The sequence below is a fragment of the Methylophilus aquaticus genome, from assembly GCF_030769565.1.
GTDB lineage: Bacteria > Pseudomonadota > Gammaproteobacteria > Burkholderiales > Methylophilaceae > Methylophilus > Methylophilus aquaticus.
Genome location: NZ_JAVCAP010000019.1, coordinates 1 through 17,317 on the forward strand (window position 1 = coordinate 1; position 17,317 = coordinate 17,317).

Below are 17,317 nucleotides of genomic sequence, written 5' to 3' on the forward strand. Positions count from 1 at the left end.
CACTCAACCACAAACACCCACACTTATCAGTCATCCAAATTTTTAAAGAACATCAGCTTTTCAGCTGCTTTCGTTACCGTTCTTGCGTAACGAGGTGCGCATTATACAGAGGTTTTTTTACCGGTCAAGCGAAGAATTAATTTAATTTTCACTGACTAAATTCGACCTAAATTTCATTGGTTGCGGGAACAGGATTTGAACCTGTGACCTTCGGGTTATGAGCCCGACGAGCTGCCAGACTGCTCCATCCCGCGTCCGAATCGACTAGAAAACCTGTGTTGCGTCGAGAGGTGAGACTATAGCAAATTCTAGAAAAGAATGTCAACTACTATTTGCCAATTCCATGCATATTGTAGAGCGTGGCATATTTACCTCCGGACTGGGCAAGCTGCTCATGCACACCCTCTTCTATGATTCGACCTTGATCCATCACAACAATGCGACTGGCGTGCTGTATGGTGGTGAGGCGATGGGCAATCATAATGGTGGTCTTACCCACCATGAGTTGCTTTAAAGCTGCTTGCACTTTATTTTCGGATTCATTATCCAACGCCGAAGTCGCCTCATCCAGAATCAGAACAGGTGCATTCTTGAGCATAGCACGTGCAATCGACAGGCGCTGACGCTGGCCGCCAGACAAACGTAAACCACGATCACCAATATGGGTGTCTAATTGCTGTGGCAGTTTTTCGATAAACTCCCAGGCATATGCCGCCTTTGCCGCTGCAACCACGGCCTCTCTAGATACCGCGTGCAGACTGCCGTAAGCAATATTGTGATAGATCGTGTCGTTAAACAGTACGGTATCCTGACTGACTAAGGCAAACTGCTGCCGCAAGTGTGGCAAAGCCAATTGCTGTATATCAATGCCATTTATCGTGATACGGCCTTGCTCTATTTCATGAAAGCGCGGCAGCAGGTTTACCAATGTCGATTTTCCTCCACCTGACATTCCCACCAGCGCAACACTTTCGCCTGCTTGTATGGTCAGATTGAAGTTTGATAGTGCGGCACTCTGCCCGAATGGATATTTAAAGGTCACGTTCTGGAGTCGAATCTCTTGTATCGGCTGTGTCAGCAACAATTCGCCCTGATTCATTTCTGCTGAAGCATCCAGCACGGCAAACACGCTCTGGCAGGCGGTAACGGCAATTTGCACATCCTCATTGACAGAAGCCATCGCCTTGACTGGTCCGATCAACATCAACAAAGCGCCAATAAATGCAGCAAACTCGCCCGCGGTGAACTGTCCTGCAGAGTAATAAATAACCATTCCGAGCGCAACCGCGGCCAGCATTTCAACAAACATGCTATTGAGTCCCGAGATACGCCCCAACCTGACCATCATTTGCCGGTTTTTGGCCGCAATGTTGCTAAAGCGCTGGTATTCATAAAATTCTCCGTTGAATATCTTGACGACACGCTGACCACTCGCCGCCTCTTCAATCACTTGCGTCATATCAGACATACTCGCTTGCACTTGCTTACCAGAGTTGCGCAGCTTGGGCGCCATTCTTTTCAGGTAACGTGCAATGATGGGCATCACCATTAAAAACACCAAGGTGAGCTTCCAATCCAGGTAAAGCATGTACGCCACAATACCGACTATGGTCAAACTGTCACGGATCGATGAAATAATGACTTTGGTGACAGCGCTGTAAAGCTGCTCGCAGTCAAAGGTTATTTTGGTTGTGATATTGGCGATAGCATACTGATCAAAAAAACTGGCCGGTAGCGTAAGCATATGCCCAAACACATGGTTACGGATGTCCTCAATCACGCGCCGTCCGACGATACGCATTAAATAATTTGAGCCGAATCCGGCCAATGCGCGGGCGAATAACAAACCACATAACATGGCAGTCAGGTAAATGCGCGAGTCATATTGCGCTTGCCCTACAAAACCTTTATCCGTCACCTGTTTGATCGTGCTTAGAAACGCTGTATTGCTGGCGGAGAGAATCATCAGACAGATCAGCGCCATGACAAACGTCAGCCAATAGGGTTTGATATAGGCCATCAGTCTGGCCAGTTGTACGTAAGCGCCTTGCATATTGTTCATTATGGTTTTTTATACCTGTCATAGCTCCACATATATTGCAGTGGAAATTTTTTTACCAGCGCTTCTAGCATTTGGTTAAGTTTGGCAGGTGAAGAGACTGCCTCAGCGTTCAGGGCTTGCAAATGCAAATCGTAGCCCTGCCCGTCAGCCAATCGTTCAGCCACCACCACGATGACGCGGACATCAACACGGCTTAGCAACTGGCTAACCAATGTCATGGTGTACATGGGCCTACCAAAGAAATCGACCCACTCGCCTCGACCTTTACTGGCGATTTGATCAGGCAAAATACCCACTGCCTGATGGGCATGCAGGTTTCTCAACATCAGCCTGACGCCTTTGAGGTTGGCTGGAGCCAGTGTCACTGCGCCTTTTTTGCGCCCCTCTTGCATCAACGCGTGCATCCAGGACTTGCGGGAATCACGATGGAGTATCGTAATCGGTTGCATGCTGGCGTAATAGATAGAAGTAATTTCAAAACAACCAATATGCGGCGTCAAAAAAAGGATGCCTTGAGTTTGTGCGATAGCCTCATCCAGACACGCTTTACCATAGACATGACGCACCCATTGCAACACTTGTGCTTGTGATCGCGACCAAATAGCCAAAGATTCAAGGATAAATTTTCCCATTTCCTGCTGGTTGTTGCGGACAGCCTGTTGCAATGCATGCTCGGATGGGAACAGGCCACTTTGCTTTAGATTCTCCACTAACAGTTTGTTTTGCTTGGTGGCAATCAGGTAAAACAGGCATCCGAGATAGCTACCTATGCAATGTATCCACTTCAGGGATAAGCGGTTAAGCAAGACACTGAGCATATTTAAAATTAATCTGATCACCCTATTGCCTGCCTGCCTGAATCAACAATGCTTGCAATTTTTCCACCACACTCTCTACCGTTATCCCAAAAATACTCTGTTGCGGATCCTGAATAAAATAGGCTTGTCGAGACCATGGCAAGTAGCGGACGGGTGAACCAGGCCCAAACAGTGTCAGGGTTGGCAAGCCCGCAGCTGCAGCCATATGGCCAAGGCCGGAATCATTACCGAGGTAAAAGTGGCATCGCTTCAGCAGTGCATATGATTGGGGCAAGCTTAAATTGCCACACGCATTGTAAACCGGCAGTCTAACCTGCGCTGAAAACTGCTGCGCCAGCGCACGGTCAGCAGAGCCACCCAGCAACACCACGCCATCCACCTGCCCAGACAGTGCATTGGCAACAGCCACATAACGCGCTAACGGCCAGATTTTTCCGGAAAAATTGGCGCCTAGCCCCACGGCAAGCAGGCGACCAGCGCATGGAAACTGCGTGTCAACTATATGCTGATCCTGCGCATTCGCCCATAGTTCAAGATTGGCAGCGCGATTGCCAACGAGCGTGCGAATCGCCGCCATGTGCTTGCTTACCGAGTGCATGTGCAGAGTACTGACATTCGATTTTTTTTTGAATTTCTGCTTTGCCCGCAGCAAATGGACCAGAAAGTCGGTGCGCAAATCAACAATAAGGTCGTAGCGCGTTTGTCTCAAGAGAACAATCAGCTTCAGATAACCCATCCAGCCATGCGTCTTGTCCCGCTCAAACAGATGGCCAATATATGGACAAGATTTATACAAGGCAGAAGAGCGCACATCACACACCAAGTCTATACATGCCTCAGGATAATGGGCGTGCAGGGCAGCAAGTACCGGCGTGGACATAATGGCATCACCAATATTAGACAAAGTGATCACGAGTATGCGTGTTGCGTACATGGCTCCCCCCTAGAATCACGCAATTGGCAAGCCAATCGAACCAAGCGCTGCCTGTAGTTGGTGACGCAGTTGTAGTTCAGAAAAACTGGAAGCGTACAGGGCATGCGCCGCCTGCCTTTTGCCGTGCAGACAACGTGACCATTGCGTGACCGCGCTGGCCAATGCAACCGGATTAGCAGCGTCAATTTGCCATAAGCTGCACTCCGGGCCACTGCCAAAAACTGCCGGATAGGCCGAACTGGCCCGCGTAATCACTGGTCGTGCGCAAGCCAGCGCCTGAAATACCTTATTGGGAATCACTTGCGCAGCTTTCTCCGAATCTCCAAATACACCGAGCACAATATCGGCTTGTGCAATGCGACGCGGCAGTTGTGCATAGGGAACACTTGGCTCAAAGCTGACATTGACCAACCCTGCCGCCTGCTGCTGGACGCTGGCTTTTTCCGGCCCGTCACCGAGCAAAACCCACTGAATATGCGACTGACTGGCGGTCATTCTGGCGGCGGCGATCACTGTCGCTAGTCCATGCAAGGCAATAAAACTGCCATAAAACAAGACTTCAATAAACGTTGAAGAATGCGCAGATGCTACAGGCGTAAATAAGGGTTGTTCAGCCCCGACATAAACACACGCTGTTTTTGCGGATTCCAGATTAAAACGCTGCATAAACATTTGCCGTTGTGGTTCGGTATCCAGCAACACCATATCCACCGCTTGCATCCACCTGGACTCACGCTTTAACAACCGTCGCGCCCAAACACTGTCAGCAGCATACTTCTGACGTTCATAAACCTGCTTCTGCCAGGCACTGATCAGGGGGTCAAACAAAACAGGAATTTTCTTTTTGCGCGCCCATCGCGTGGCCGCAGCTACATCGCGCTGCCTGAAACAAGGCACCCATATCAAATCGGCGGAGGCTAGCCCCACCAGTTGCGCTTCAACATCCGCCAGCACACTGATGCGAGGCGAGAAATCAATGACTTGATAACCCAGCGATTGCAACAATTGTCTGCAAATCCGGTTTCGTGAGTAATTGAGGTCAGAACGTCCCCACCAAATCACTTTAGGCATCGGCAACCCCGGCAGTGGGCAAGTATGACAACAATTGTTGTGGTGAAAGCTGTCGCATACAGGAGTGATGGCTACACTGCCAGGTGTAACAATTTTTGCAGGTCACATCCAGTTGCAATGCAACCACTTGCTGACCCGTTGGTTTAACCCGCAACGGGTTGGTCGGACCACAAATAACCATCATTGGTGTCCGTGTGGACGCTGCAAGGTGTGCTGTGCCGGTGTCATTCGCCACAATGTATTTGGCATGTGCGCATATCACAGGCACCTCGAGCAAACGGGTTTGCCCGCACAAGTTCACCACATGCCACGGATGCTGACTGGCTATCGCCTGACACTCTTCAACTTCGTCGCGCCCACCGAGCAGCACCACGCGCTCCCCCTGATTAATGCAATACGCAACCAGTGCTGCGTAATTGGCAGCCCCCCAGCGCTTGGTCAATCCATTGGCATGACTGCCGCACAAAAAAATCGCAAACGATTTGGACAGCAAGCCATGCAGCGCCAATAACTGCTCGGCAACCACGACTGAGGACGGTGCTATATGGAGCTTGGGGCTGCTTGTGCGAAGTGGAATACCGGCCGAAAGCAATGCTTGCTGCATGATTTGAAAACTGTGTGCCTGCGGTAGCTGCTGAGTTTGTCGAATGGTGTAAGGGAAGCGTGGGTGATTACCCAATAGCAAGGCAGGCGCTTTGCCCATCAACCTGAGCATAGTCAGCAAGCCACGACTTTTATCGTTGGTTTGCAAATCGACAATAAGGTCATACTGCATCTCGACCACTTCTTTCAGCCATTGCCGGTAAGCGCGCCAGCGGCCTGGCTTTTGCTGAAGATTCACGCACCAAACCCTGCTAAACCTGACATCATGGTCAAACAGGGGCTGCCATGCAGGCATGGTATTCAAATGCAACGCTGCCTGCGGAAATGCCAGCCGGATATCTTCCATTATCGCGGTACTGATGACGATATCTCCCATGCCGCCCCATTTAATAACAAGAATGCGCTTGATGGATGCATTGCGTGGCAGATCGTGAACAACCGTGTGATCCAACCTTGCGGTAAAACAGTCCGCATCCTGGTATTGCACCAAACTAGGCGGCCTGATCATGAGCACGCCTGTCCAGACTAGCGATGAAAGCACAAACCAGCAGCAGCAGCACCGGAAACCACCAGGGGACCAGCATGGGTTGGGTGGTGTTTATCGGAAAGTAGATTGCGATTAATGCGACAGCATAAGGCCAAGCCTGATTCTGACAGACAGCCCCTGCCTGCCTGTACCAACGCACGCATAACACGATGATGGCCAACAACCCCAGCCCCCCGACAATGCCGGTCTCGGCCAGCCATTCGACATAAATATTGTGACTATGCGTGGGATGATTCACAAAAGGATCATCAGCGCGGCTGGCATATCGCGCATAGGCGTGTTTGTAGTTATGACTGCCAATACCGGTAACTGGCTGGGCCTGCCACATATGCAACCCGGTTTCCCACAAGTTGAGACGATAGCTAAGCGCATGATTCACGCGGTCAAATACCGACAGTCCAGTCACTGTCACCGCTTGGGTATTTTCCAGTTTGTATTTAGCCAATTGAGGATTTAAAAGGCTAAAAAGCATGGTCAACAGCAGCGGTACTGCCAGTACGGCCAGCCAACCCTTCCAGCCAAGCTGGCTACGCCACACACCCAGCAGCAACATCATGAGATAAATGTAGACATAGCCGCGTGCGCCGGAAAGGGTAACCACCCCCCCCACGCCCAGTAAGATGGCCCAGGCCAACCATGTATATCTGGGGTGCAAATAATAAACAATAGGCGGCAACATGGCCAACATCAATATTCCCTGATGCAAGTCAGTAAACATACCGGTGACACGTCCTTCTGGCGTTTTAGGGATACCCAGCACATCGACGCCCAACAGGGTCTGGATAACACTATCCATTATCCACAAAGCCATTACCCAGCTTAGCCAGCGCGTCAATAACGCTCTATATGCCGCCTGCTGCAACAACAATATCAACGCCAGACCTGCCAGATACATCAGGCTAAACCAGGCGATTGCCGACAGCGTTGCTTTCGCCGAAAACGCATGCAGCAATGACAACCACATAGGCAACCACAACAGCAGGAACACCAAAGTCCAACGGCGCACCGCCTGCTGTTTGATTAACGCAGACATAGACGTCAGCAACAGCCCCGCACCCACCATGGACAGCAACAAGGCGGGCACTCTGCCTCCCCCCGAAAATGGACTCCAGCCGATGATCATCACCGCGAACAACAAACACATGTGCGCAAGCATCCTCGGCATGGCATGGCGAGCATCAGGATGCGAAAGAAAAATGGCTTGCATACTCAATCGCTTTGACCGCTATCGGCTATCACATCATGATAAACCGCCAGTGTTTTCTGCTGCATCTCCTGCAATGAAAACTGCATGTTTGGCTGCACGGTTGGTGCTTGCGATAACCAGCTCAACGTGAGCATGGCCACTTCAGCCACATTTCCAACAGGCACAGCACCTTCCGGTAACAATGCCGCCAATTGCTCGGCAACGCCACCATGCTGGTAGCCAATCACCGGCACGCCCAAACTCAATGCTTCCAGCGTCGTGCGGCCAAAGGCTTCTGGCTCGGCAGATAAGGAATACACAATCTTGGCCATAGCCATGATCTGTTTAACATCCTGACGGTAGCCGGTCAGGGTGATGTGCCCGGCTAACCCGGCAACGTGAATTTTCTGCTTTAAACTGGCGGCAAAAGCCTGTTTGTCAGCGGCCACCTCGCCCACCAGCAAGGCATGCACATCGTTATGTTGCTGGCAAACAATACTCAACATATCAACGAAGTCTGCTGCGCCTTTCCAGCGCGTGACTCTGGCAGGTAAAACCAGCAACCGTTTGCCACGCGTCTGCGGATACTCAGCAAACCAATTCTGTTGCCAAGCCATCTCCGGCGAATAGCCAGGAGAGTACTGTGCGGTATCCACTCCACGGTAGATCAACCGCAACTTGCACGCATCCACCTGATAAGCCCGCTGCACATAAGCTTGTATCGTTTTCGAAACCACAATCACCCGCTCACCACACGTCATAATCCGGCTATACCAGCCAGAACGGTAGTAGCCATGCACAGTGGTGACCAGTCGTGGGCGCTGATCGCGAGGCATGCCCTTCCAAGCCAGAAACACCACCCACGCCGGGAAGCGCGAGCGCACATGTACAATATCTACTTGCTCGCGCCGCCAAAGGGCACGCAATTTGGGGATCAATAACAATGTCAGCAGCGACTTGCGCCCGACAGGATAGACAAAATGCGTGCTGCCTGAGGCCTCCAGTGCAGCCACCATGCGCCCACCAGCGGACACCACCAGTGACCGGTGCCCTTGCGAAACCAGATGTGATGCTACTTCCAGGGTGCCTTGCTCCACCCCGCCTGACTGCAAGGCGGGTAATATCTGTAAAACTGTCAGTGCACGCAAAACAGGAACTCAATCACCAGGTTAACCGTGATACCAAGCGACCCCTTGTAGAAGTTCGATTGAAATAGAAATAGCTTAGCAAGGCATCACTGCACCGGCTGGCTTCGTTAAAGCCAAGCACGGGCCGCATATATTGGCGGTATAAACCATAAGGGTCATATCTGGCCACCAATTGGCGATCGATTAACTTTTCTATCCCCAGGCTGACGCGACTCACCCCTTTGGCCGAGAGGTTTATCAACCCTACAGCCACCTGCGCAGTGAGGGCTTCATACACCATGGACACAGAATCCTCAGTGACCCAGGCAGAAGACACGCGCGCCAGCGTGCTTTGCACCCAGTCCTTGCCAGTTTCTTCAATCGGAATGATAGTCAGGTTGGTCAGACTGACGCGATGCATGGCTGAAACAAAGCTGGCGGGCGTACGTCTGGAAGTGGTCAATACAAAATGAATCTCGGCAGACTTGCGTACCAGATCATATACCTGGGCAATGACGCCCAACTCATCCCAGTGAAAATGCTTACTGGGGCCGCCAATCATGATTAACACATCGCTGTTGCCTTTTTTTCCTGCATCGGCAGGCTGTATGTGGTTGATGACACCACGTGTCTCGATAAAACTGGAAAATCCACGGTATTGATCGTGTTCTGGAATCAGGCAGACATCAAACATTTCGGCCGGCAAACTGGGCTGCATCATGCACACCGTTCGCCCGCCATAGGCACGCTTGGCGGCCAGCATATGGCCATGCGTAGCATGCCCAGCACCGATGATCATATCGGGCTTGGGCAACTGTTTACCGGCAGGCCAAACCCCGGCGGCCAAATACAACCAGCCTGCGCCACCACTACCTACCGGCAAATCAATCACCTCGAGTACTAAGCGCTGCCGCATTTCATTGACCAGACCTAGCGACTGGTGCTCATGACCGGGTTTGCCATCTAACAGACGCCAAACGACAAGAGAACTATTTGAACGATTATCACTGATCAATTGCACCACCTCCACATAACGTGCAGGTTAAATGCCTATCATGACAAAATTATTAAACGAAAAAGAAAGAATTGTGTTGAGACTACCCACTCCATCGAGTGGGTAAAAAGAATGTGTTTCAGATCAATTACTTGGCAGCACCAAATACCTTTTTCAGCAGATTACTGGCCTGCCCCACCGGATCCTGACGGATGGCAGCTTCCTCTTTGGCAATCATCAAGTAAACACCATCCAGGGCTTTCTGCGTGACGTATTGATTGATATTAGCGTCTTCTTTTTTAATCACACCAAACTTGGTGCCCATTTCAGCATACTTGTTATACGTGTCTGCCAACTGCACATTGGCAGTGGCTTTTTCTACGATAGGGAGAAATTTAGCGGCCATGTCTGTGGACGTGGTTTTTTTGAAATATTGGGTTGCCGCATCTTGGGGGCCCGTCAGAATGGCTTTAGCGTCAGCCAGACTCATTTGCTTCACAGAGTTGACTAAGAGCGCCTTTGCCTCCGGCACAGCTTGTTCCGCGGCACGGTTCATTTTGAGTATCAGATCATCAGCCTGCTTACCCATCCCAACCATGCGCATGCCTTTTTCAACTTTTTTCAGGGAGTCCGGCAGCGGAATCTTGACTTCACTGTTGCCCATAAAGCCATCCGTAGCGCCCAGCATGCTCACCGCTTTGGACACCCCCTGATTCAGGGCAAGTTTTAACCCATCACTGGTTTCCTGCTGCGTCAACGTACTGACGGCCCCGCTACTTGAAGAGGCCGAAGCCGAATCACCCACTTTATTAACCAGATCGCCCAAGCCTTTAAGATCCAGCGCACTGGCATCCTGCGTCATTAACCATACAAAACCAAATATCAGCGATTTTTTCATCTAAGAGCCCCATTGTTATTCTATAGTCACTGCAATCAGTTTAACTATAAACAACAAAGCAAGTCCAGATGGACTTGCTTTGTACGCCAGATCTTGAAACTTTTACGATTCAAACAGGCGGCTTAACCACTAAATGCGCTGACCTTCCAGATATTTTTCGCGTACTCGCCAATGGTTCTGTCACTGGAGAACTTGGCCATCCGGGCAACATTCAAGATGGCTTTGCGTGACCAAGCCTCCTGGTCCAGGTACAGCGCAGCCACTTTTTCCTGCGTGGCCACATAAGCGGCATAATCAGCCAATAACAAATACTGATCCCCTTTATGTAACAAGGTGTCAACAATCGCCTGGTATCTCCCTGGCTCTTCTACCGAGAAGAAACCATTGCCGATCATATCTATCACCTGCTTCAACTCGGCATTACCATGATAGTAATCCCACGGGTTGTATCCATCAGCCTTGGCTTGCGCAACTTCGGGGGTTGTTAACCCAAAAATAAAGATATTATCGTCACCTACCTCTTCTTTAATCTCGACATTGGCCCCATCCAGCGTGCCTATCGTCAAGGCCCCATTCAAGGCCATCTTCATATTACCCGTACCACTGGCCTCGGTGCCTGCGGTGGATATCTGCTCGGACAAGTCAGCCCCCGGAAACAGGATTTCAGCGGCGCTGACTTCATAGTTTGGATAGAACACGACCTTGAGCTGATCTCCCACTGCCGGATCATTGTTGACAATAGAAGCCACATCATTGATCAAACGAATAATCTGCTTGGCAAGCCAGTAGCCAGGGGCCGCCTTACCGGCAAAAATAACCACACGGGGCGCTTGCCCCTGCGCCTTGCCGCTACGGATACGGTTATACAAAGTGATGACATGCAATACATTAAGCAGCTGACGTTTATATTCATGAATCCGCTTGATCTGCACATCAAACAGCGCAGACGCATTGAGAATGACGCCAGTTTTTTGCAAAATCTTATCGGCGAGGCGCTGCTTGTTGGCGGCTTTCACCTCCCGGAATGCAGCCCTGAAAGCTTTGTTCTCGGCCATCGGCTCAATATTGGCAATCAGACTCAACTCTTTTTGAAAGCCACTGCCAATATGCTTGGTCAACAACTCGGTGAGCAAGGGATTTGCCTGATTTAACCAGCGCCTTGGCGTAATGCCATTAGTCACGTTGGTCAGTTTGCCAGGGTAAATTTTATTAAAGTCAGCAAATAGCGTTGTTTTAAGCAGTTCACTATGTAAAGCCGCCACACCGTTCACCGTATGACTGCCGACCACGGCAAGATGCGCCATGCGCACACGCCGACCATGCGTTTCATCGATGATTGAAACGCGGCTGAGCAAGTCGGTATCTCCCGGGAAGTGCTGGTTCACCATTTGCAAGAAGCGATGGTTGATTTCGTAAATGATTTCCAGATGGCGCGGAAGCAAGGTTGAAAACAGGTCAACTGACCAGGTTTCGAGGGCTTCAGGCATCAAGGTATGATTGGTATAGGCAAACACCCCCGTGACCAGTTTCCAGGCACGTTCCCACTGCAAGTGATAGTGATCCACCAATTGATACATCATCTCAGCCACCGCAATCGCCGGATGCGTGTCATTGAGTTGAATTGCCACTTTTTCTGGCAAGCTATCCCAGTCAGCGTTGTAATTGGTGAAACGGTGCAAAATATCCTGAATCGAGGCAGTCACAAAAAAATATTGCTGCTTGAGACGCAACTCTTTCCCAGAGGCGGAACTGTCATTGGGATAAAGCACTTGCGATATGGTCTCCGCACTGTGCCGCCCTTCCACTGACTTTTCGTAATTGCCCTCGTTAAAGTGGGCCAAATCAAACTCGTTGGTCGCTTTGGCTGACCACAAACGCAAATTATTGACGGTTTGCGTGCCATAGCCGGGGATAGGCACATCATAAGGCATGGCAACCACAGCTTCGGTATCTACCCAATGAGGCTCGATGCCATGCTCGGTATGCACATGCACCACGCGACCATAAAACTTGACCTCACAGGTATGCTCCGGACGCTGTACCTCCCAAATATTTTGATAGCGCAACCAGTTGTCCGGATTTTCAACTTGCTGTCCATTCTCAATCGTCTGCTTGAACATCCCGTAGTCATACCGGATACCGTAACCTGTCGCCGGAATATCCATCGTCGCCATCGAATCCACAAAGCAAGCGGCCAATCTTCCCAAACCACCATTACCCAAAGCGGCATCCGACTCCAGCTCGGACAGACCTTCCAGCTTCTGCCCGATTTCCTGCAAACCTTCGCTTAGTTCCGGTGCAATGCCCAAATTCAGTGCGGCATTGGACAACATCCGCCCAATCAAAAACTCCAGAGAAAGATAATAGACACGCTTGGTATTGGCATCGCGATAAGCGTCTCTGGTTTTGACCCAGCGGCCCATCAAATGATCACGCACAGTATATGCGGTAGTTTGATACCAGTCGCGCGGTGTCGCCCAGGAGTTTGATTTACCGATAGAAAACATCAAATGATTACGCAGCGCCTGCGGGATAGGCAACTGCTCAAGCAAGAAGTCTTCAGCATCATGGGCGGCCTCAGAGATCTCAGTTTTTTTTTGCTTGGATTTGGCAGTGGTGGCCATGCATCTTCCCCTTGAGTTTAATTCATTGAATTGCTTTCAGTTAGCAAAAGCAAAAAGCAAGCCTACAGCAAGAATGTATCAGACATAAAAAAAAGCCACAAAATTCTCATTGTGGCTTTGAATTATACTGCCGACCCCGGCAGAGAGAAGCACCAAAACTAAAGTTTCCAGGTATAAGCCACGCCCAAGGCATCCTGATACATGCGCACATTGGCGTCACCTCCACCAAAGCTAGCGGGAATCGAATTTTGCCCACGCACTGTATTTTCAAAAGCATGCGTGTAAGCAAACGACACTTCAGATTGCGGACTCAAGACCCAGGTCGCTCCAATCGAGAGATGATCTTTCACCACACCAGGGGCCAGGAGATTAAACAAGGTATCGCCACTTCTTATCGGCTGGTCCACATGGTTGTATCCCGCACGCAAAATCAACTCTGGGCTATATTGATACAAGGCACCAATCTTATACACCTTGGCATCCTGCCAGTGAAATCCGGCACCGTTATCATTGCCCAAACCATTGTTCAGGTTAGATAAAGAAGCGTTGCCAACCGAATCGACCTCACTGTAATTAATGCGTTGAAAATCCGCCGCCAACGTCAATGCCGGTGTCACTTTTACCGCCACCCCTACCCCATAAGTCGATGGAATATCAAAGTCGCCCTGCTCGGCAAACAGACCTTTGTACTTATCAAAACGGCTCATATAGGTGCGGCTCTGGTATGTAGCCCCCAAGCTGACCGTATCTGTAATCTCGCCCAGCCAGCCGATATGCACACCCGCGCCGTATGAATCATCATGACCATTATTCGTCAGATTGGCCGATGAACTACTCGCATTGCTAAAATTTTGCAGCCCCTTGGCTTCAAACCGCTGATAGGCCAAGTTCAAGGACACGCCCAGCGTGTTATGCTCCTGCACCTTCCAGGTCACCGTAGGTGCCACAAACACCTGCGCCAAATCCACGCCCGTGGGGCGGCCATTACTATTAAGCAGCGGAATACCGTTTTTGTAGTCAGTATTCATGCCGCCATTACCGTACACACTCACGCCCAGCGTCACATCTTCAGAATATTGCTTGTTATAGCCCAGCTCTGGAATAAAGAAATTCTGGCTATCGTTACCTTTATAAGTACCATTGGCCCCTGGCGCACCACTGCCTTCAATCTCCGATTCACGCACAGGCCTAAACCAGGTCACGCCCGCATCCACACGGTCACCCACTTTACCCATGCCCGCCGGGTTAGTCGCAGCCGCCAGCGCATCTTGCGGCAACGCAATGCCTACCCCACCGACGCCTTGAGAGCGAACCCCATAGCCATGAAAAAAATAACCATCGGTCGCCCACGCATTACCAAACGAAAAAGCGATTGCTACTGGAATAACCTTTGACCACTGACGCATTTTCAATCCTTTAATCACCATATTGGATTGAAATATAACAAGTGATATAAATTCCAATAAATAATATATAAAAATATATTTATAACTTAAAAATATAAAAGCCCGCAGTGCGGGCTTTTAATGTCAACCTGATTAACCTCTGTAGCCGAGTAGGTTAGGCAACGCGTTGCCCACACGTAACAATACAAAATACGCTCTAACTATCCCCAAACGCACCATCTTCAAACGCTAAGGTTTTGTATTGCCCAATGTGTTAAATCCGGCAAAATTGGCAATCAATGACACCCCTTACCTGGCTGTTAACATGCGTTTGCGATTGTCAAACCTTCGTGTGCAACTTCGATGGACTCAATGACCACTTCGTTACCTTCTGCTTTTAGGTCAGTGCCGCTGATCTTAGTCGGCCATGCGTTAGCCAAGGTCCAAATCATGGTAGGCTTACCCGCCTCATCAAGGAGGCTAATCGTGACAGTCACTCGTTTGGTGGTGTTCATCTTGATCTGATTAAACCAGTCCCATAACTTGGGATCAGATTTAAAAATGCCTTTTTTCATCGTGATATTGCCGTATTTTTTGACTCCCGGCATCTTGATTGTCGAAAACGCCGGGTTGTCGCCCCTTCGGTACTCAATGACCGGCGCCTCCATATCGAGCCCTGACACTTCCTGGAATACAGCCACCTGCGAACCCCATGTCACCTGGAAGCTAAATTTTGGCAGAGGCCATACATTAGATTGTTGCGAGCCATCATCGGCCATGTTTTTTCTCCGTCGGCAGTGGTTTCAGAATCAATCGTCAGATACGTGGGCAACAAGTTACACACTCCACTCGGCTAATGACAAAATGTCGTAATGCAAGACCTGTCCCCTCAACATTCTTTCAATCAAAACGAGAGGAGAAGTCATGCGCAATGTTACAACGATTGGAATCGATTTAGCAAAGGATGTATTTGCAGTGTGTGCCATGGATGTGACGGGTGCGGTGGTGTATCACAAAACGCTAAAACGTGATGCCTTTATCACTTGGGCGCAGCAATTGCAGCCTTGTACCATCGCCATGGAAGCCTGTGGCTCATCGCATCATTGGGGGCGCTGGTTTGCAGGGCGGGGGCATGTCGCAAAACTCATGGCACCTGAGTTTGTGCAGCCGTTTCGTAAAAGCATGGCCGCCAAGAATGATAAAAATGATGCCGAAGCGATTGCCATTGCGGCTCGGCAACCGACCATGCGTTTTGTGGCGATTAAAAGCGTTGAGCAACAAGCTGTGTTGGTCTGGCATCGGTTGCGTGAGGGCTATAAGGAAGAACGCACCGCACATTTAAACCGTATGCGTGGATTGCTCGGCGAGTTTGGCATTTGGCCACCACGCAGTGCCGATAAGCTGATACGCGCATTGCCAGGCCTGACTGCGGATAGTGCCATACCCGAAGGGGTGCGCTTGGCGATAGAACAATCGCTGCTGTATCTGCACACAGTGCATGCGCAGATTGCGCTGTGTGATCAGCAGATTGCGCAGCACGTTGCCTCACAACCCTCAGCAAGGCGACTGACTGAGATGACAGGCATAGGCACACTGACAGCCAGCGCCACTGTGGCAACCGTTGTGAACGCCAGTCAGTTTAAAAATGGCAGACAGTTTGCCGCATGGTTGGGGCTCACGCCCAGACAGATGAGCTCTGGCGGTAAACCTAAGCTCGGCAGAACCAGCCGCCGCGGCGACACGTATGTGCGTAGCTTGCTGGTACAAGGCGCTAAAAGCACGCTGCAAGTGGCTTTGCGACAAACGCAAGACAAAGCCAGCCGATTGCAGCAATGGATCGTCAGCGTGTATCAGCGGGTGGGTTATCACAAAACACTGGTCGCCATTGCCAACAAGCATGCCCGCATGCTGTGGGCAATGTTGGCGAAAGACACAAGCTATGATGCCGATGCATGGCAAGGCTGGCAGGCACCGGGTGCCAATTGCCAGCTGCAAATCAACATACGTGATTTAAACCTGGAATGAAGCCACTTTAAACGCGTTGTAAATTCAGCTTAAACCACTGAAACCACCCCTGCCAAGGCAGATAGCAAAGAGGTTAGACCGAGCACAGAGAGAACCTGACTAACCCAATGGCCGACATAAAAAAGAACAAGCCTGATCAGTGCGTTCTTGTCAGGCCGATGAATGAATGAGGTCTCTGTGCGCGGCTATTATCCTGGCCCGCGAAAATACTGATCCGCAACAAGGCCGTCTAGAGAGATGCAGTTTAACCCTTTATGGGCGATTCGAAATTGGCAGATCTGGCTGGTGGTGATGCTGAATAAATGAAACAGATGCAAAAACACCCAATTATTTGGGTGTTGGGGATGATATTGCTTGACAGGAAGGGGAAGTCCCTAGAGATGGGTTAGGAGTAAGCCTTGCTTCAATCATCACTTTCCTCAACATTAACAGCAACATCAAAAGCCAATATTAAGTCATAAAATGCATCTGCAATATTAAGCATATTTTTATGATTTATTGTTTCAGGTTCTAGTAAATAAGACATTACCTTTTTCTTAAATAAAAACCCTTTATCTTCAACTGCGCTGCTTTTAACCTTCAATTTAAATTTAATGTACTCATCAATTTTATTCGCCATGCTTGGATCCTTGAGCGGTCCAACTATGAATTTAAGTGATTTAACAGAGTTATCTATAAATTGAGTAGTAAAGTGTTTTGCAGCTTCCCCTCTTTCATTTTCATCAGCAAGAAAGGGATGAGTTAATTCCAGTTTCATCTTTACTCCTAACTATTAAGTAGCCGTCCCAATGACGGCATGTAAACGAGCGGTGTTTTTTTAAATCTACTAATAAAACCATATACCTAGGTTAAAAATAGAGGGCGTAATTTAATCGGCAAAATCGTCAATCGATTCTGACTTGCTTACATGGTTTAAATAATGCCATAAGTGTTAAGAAATAAACAAAAGATATTTTTTGATGCTAATAGAAATGCCTATAATTTTTGAACGATGATTGAAAAACCACTGGATACCCGCTTTCGCGGGTATGACGGGCGTGAGA

14 protein-coding genes and 1 tRNA gene are annotated in these 17,317 nt (G+C 49.7%); 1 reads left to right on the forward strand and 14 read right to left on the reverse strand.

The window, feature by feature from the left end:
• Positions 1–177: 177 nt before the first annotated feature.
• The 13 genes from Q9291_RS08925 to Q9291_RS08985 all read right to left on the reverse strand — a co-directional run bounded on the left by Q9291_RS08925 (position 178) and on the right by Q9291_RS08985 (position 15,028).
• Positions 178–254, reverse strand: a tRNA-Met gene (locus Q9291_RS08925).
• 74 nt (positions 255–328) lie between these two features.
• Complete coding sequence (msbA, locus tag Q9291_RS08930; protein WP_306389694.1) at positions 329–2,062, reverse strand: lipid A export permease/ATP-binding protein MsbA; 1,734 nt, start codon at positions 2,060–2,062, stop codon at positions 329–331.
• Positions 2,062–2,901: a lysophospholipid acyltransferase family protein gene (locus tag Q9291_RS08935; protein WP_306389695.1), complete on the reverse strand. Its 840-nt coding sequence runs from the start codon at positions 2,899–2,901 to the stop codon at positions 2,062–2,064. The genes msbA and Q9291_RS08935 overlap by 1 nt, the downstream gene beginning before the upstream one ends.
• Position 2,902: 1 nt before the next feature.
• Positions 2,903–3,814 (reverse strand): glycosyltransferase family 9 protein, encoded by a 912-nt coding sequence (locus tag Q9291_RS08940; RefSeq protein WP_306389696.1) that lies wholly within the window; start codon positions 3,812–3,814, stop codon positions 2,903–2,905.
• Positions 3,815–3,829: 15 nt separating this feature from the next.
• The gene (locus tag Q9291_RS08945; RefSeq protein ID WP_306389697.1) at positions 3,830–4,885 is read right to left on the reverse strand and encodes a glycosyltransferase; all 1,056 of its coding nucleotides are present in this window, start codon (positions 4,883–4,885) and stop codon (positions 3,830–3,832) included.
• Complete coding sequence (locus tag Q9291_RS08950) at positions 4,878–5,996, reverse strand: glycosyltransferase family 9 protein (protein WP_306389698.1); 1,119 nt, start codon at positions 5,994–5,996, stop codon at positions 4,878–4,880. Before Q9291_RS08950 ends, Q9291_RS08945 begins: the two co-directional genes overlap by 8 nt.
• Positions 5,980–7,242 carry an O-antigen ligase family protein gene (locus Q9291_RS08955; protein WP_306389699.1) on the reverse strand — a complete coding sequence of 421 codons (1,263 nt, stop codon included), beginning with the start codon at positions 7,240–7,242 and terminating at the stop codon, positions 5,980–5,982. Before Q9291_RS08955 ends, Q9291_RS08950 begins: the two co-directional genes overlap by 17 nt.
• Positions 7,243–7,244: 2 nt before the next feature.
• Positions 7,245–8,369 (reverse strand): glycosyltransferase family 4 protein, encoded by a 1,125-nt coding sequence (locus Q9291_RS08960; RefSeq protein WP_306389700.1) that lies wholly within the window; start codon positions 8,367–8,369, stop codon positions 7,245–7,247.
• A gap of 13 nt (positions 8,370–8,382) precedes the next feature.
• Positions 8,383–9,369: a mitochondrial fission ELM1 family protein gene (locus Q9291_RS08965; RefSeq protein ID WP_306389701.1), complete on the reverse strand. Its 987-nt coding sequence runs from the start codon at positions 9,367–9,369 to the stop codon at positions 8,383–8,385.
• 121 nt (positions 9,370–9,490) lie between these two features.
• Positions 9,491–10,240 carry a DUF4197 domain-containing protein gene (locus Q9291_RS08970; protein ID WP_306389702.1) on the reverse strand — a complete coding sequence of 250 codons (750 nt, stop codon included), beginning with the start codon at positions 10,238–10,240 and terminating at the stop codon, positions 9,491–9,493.
• Positions 10,241–10,362: 122 nt separating this feature from the next.
• The gene (locus Q9291_RS08975) at positions 10,363–12,864 is read right to left on the reverse strand and encodes a glycogen/starch/alpha-glucan phosphorylase (RefSeq protein ID WP_306389703.1); all 2,502 of its coding nucleotides are present in this window, start codon (positions 12,862–12,864) and stop codon (positions 10,363–10,365) included.
• 158 nt (positions 12,865–13,022) lie between these two features.
• A complete protein-coding gene (locus Q9291_RS08980; protein WP_306389704.1) occupies positions 13,023–14,270 on the reverse strand; it encodes an OmpP1/FadL family transporter in 1,248 nt (415 codons plus the stop codon).
• A 299-nt stretch (positions 14,271–14,569) separates the two neighbouring features.
• Positions 14,570–15,028, reverse strand: coding sequence for a phage tail protein (locus tag Q9291_RS08985; protein ID WP_306389705.1), 459 nt, complete (start codon positions 15,026–15,028; stop codon positions 14,570–14,572).
• A gap of 145 nt (positions 15,029–15,173) precedes the next feature.
• On the opposite strand from Q9291_RS08985, the gene Q9291_RS08990 reads away from it, so the two are divergent.
• Positions 15,174–16,274 (forward strand): IS110 family RNA-guided transposase, encoded by a 1,101-nt coding sequence (locus tag Q9291_RS08990; RefSeq protein ID WP_306389706.1) that lies wholly within the window; start codon positions 15,174–15,176, stop codon positions 16,272–16,274.
• 403 nt (positions 16,275–16,677) lie between these two features.
• Here Q9291_RS08990 and Q9291_RS08995 read toward each other — a convergent pair whose 3' ends face one another.
• A complete protein-coding gene (locus Q9291_RS08995; protein WP_306389707.1) occupies positions 16,678–17,031 on the reverse strand; it encodes a hypothetical protein in 354 nt (117 codons plus the stop codon).
• Positions 17,032–17,317 lie beyond the last annotated feature (286 nt).

Bases quoted from the DNA above. Each gene is read 5' to 3' on its own strand.
- Q9291_RS08975 (WP_306389703.1), bottom strand. From the start codon at position 12,864: ATGGCCACCACTGCCAAATCCAAGCAAAAAAAAACTGAGATCTCTGAG.
- Q9291_RS08985 (WP_306389705.1), bottom strand. From the start codon at position 15,028: ATGGCCGATGATGGCTCGCAACAATCTAATGTATGGCCTCTGCCAAAA.
- Q9291_RS08945 (WP_306389697.1), bottom strand. From the start codon at position 4,885: ATGCCTAAAGTGATTTGGTGGGGACGTTCTGACCTCAATTACTCACGA.
- Q9291_RS08980 (WP_306389704.1), bottom strand. From the start codon at position 14,270: ATGCGTCAGTGGTCAAAGGTTATTCCAGTAGCAATCGCTTTTTCGTTT.
- Q9291_RS08995 (WP_306389707.1), bottom strand. From the start codon at position 17,031: ATGAAACTGGAATTAACTCATCCCTTTCTTGCTGATGAAAATGAAAGA.
- Q9291_RS08940 (WP_306389696.1), bottom strand. From the start codon at position 3,814: ATGTACGCAACACGCATACTCGTGATCACTTTGTCTAATATTGGTGAT.
- Q9291_RS08955 (WP_306389699.1), bottom strand. From the start codon at position 7,242: ATGCAAGCCATTTTTCTTTCGCATCCTGATGCTCGCCATGCCATGCCG.
- Q9291_RS08970 (WP_306389702.1), bottom strand. From the start codon at position 10,240: ATGAAAAAATCGCTGATATTTGGTTTTGTATGGTTAATGACGCAGGAT.
- Q9291_RS08950 (WP_306389698.1), bottom strand. From the start codon at position 5,996: ATGATCAGGCCGCCTAGTTTGGTGCAATACCAGGATGCGGACTGTTTT.
- msbA (WP_306389694.1), bottom strand. From the start codon at position 2,062: ATGAACAATATGCAAGGCGCTTACGTACAACTGGCCAGACTGATGGCC.
- Q9291_RS08990 (WP_306389706.1), top strand. From the start codon at position 15,174: ATGCGCAATGTTACAACGATTGGAATCGATTTAGCAAAGGATGTATTT.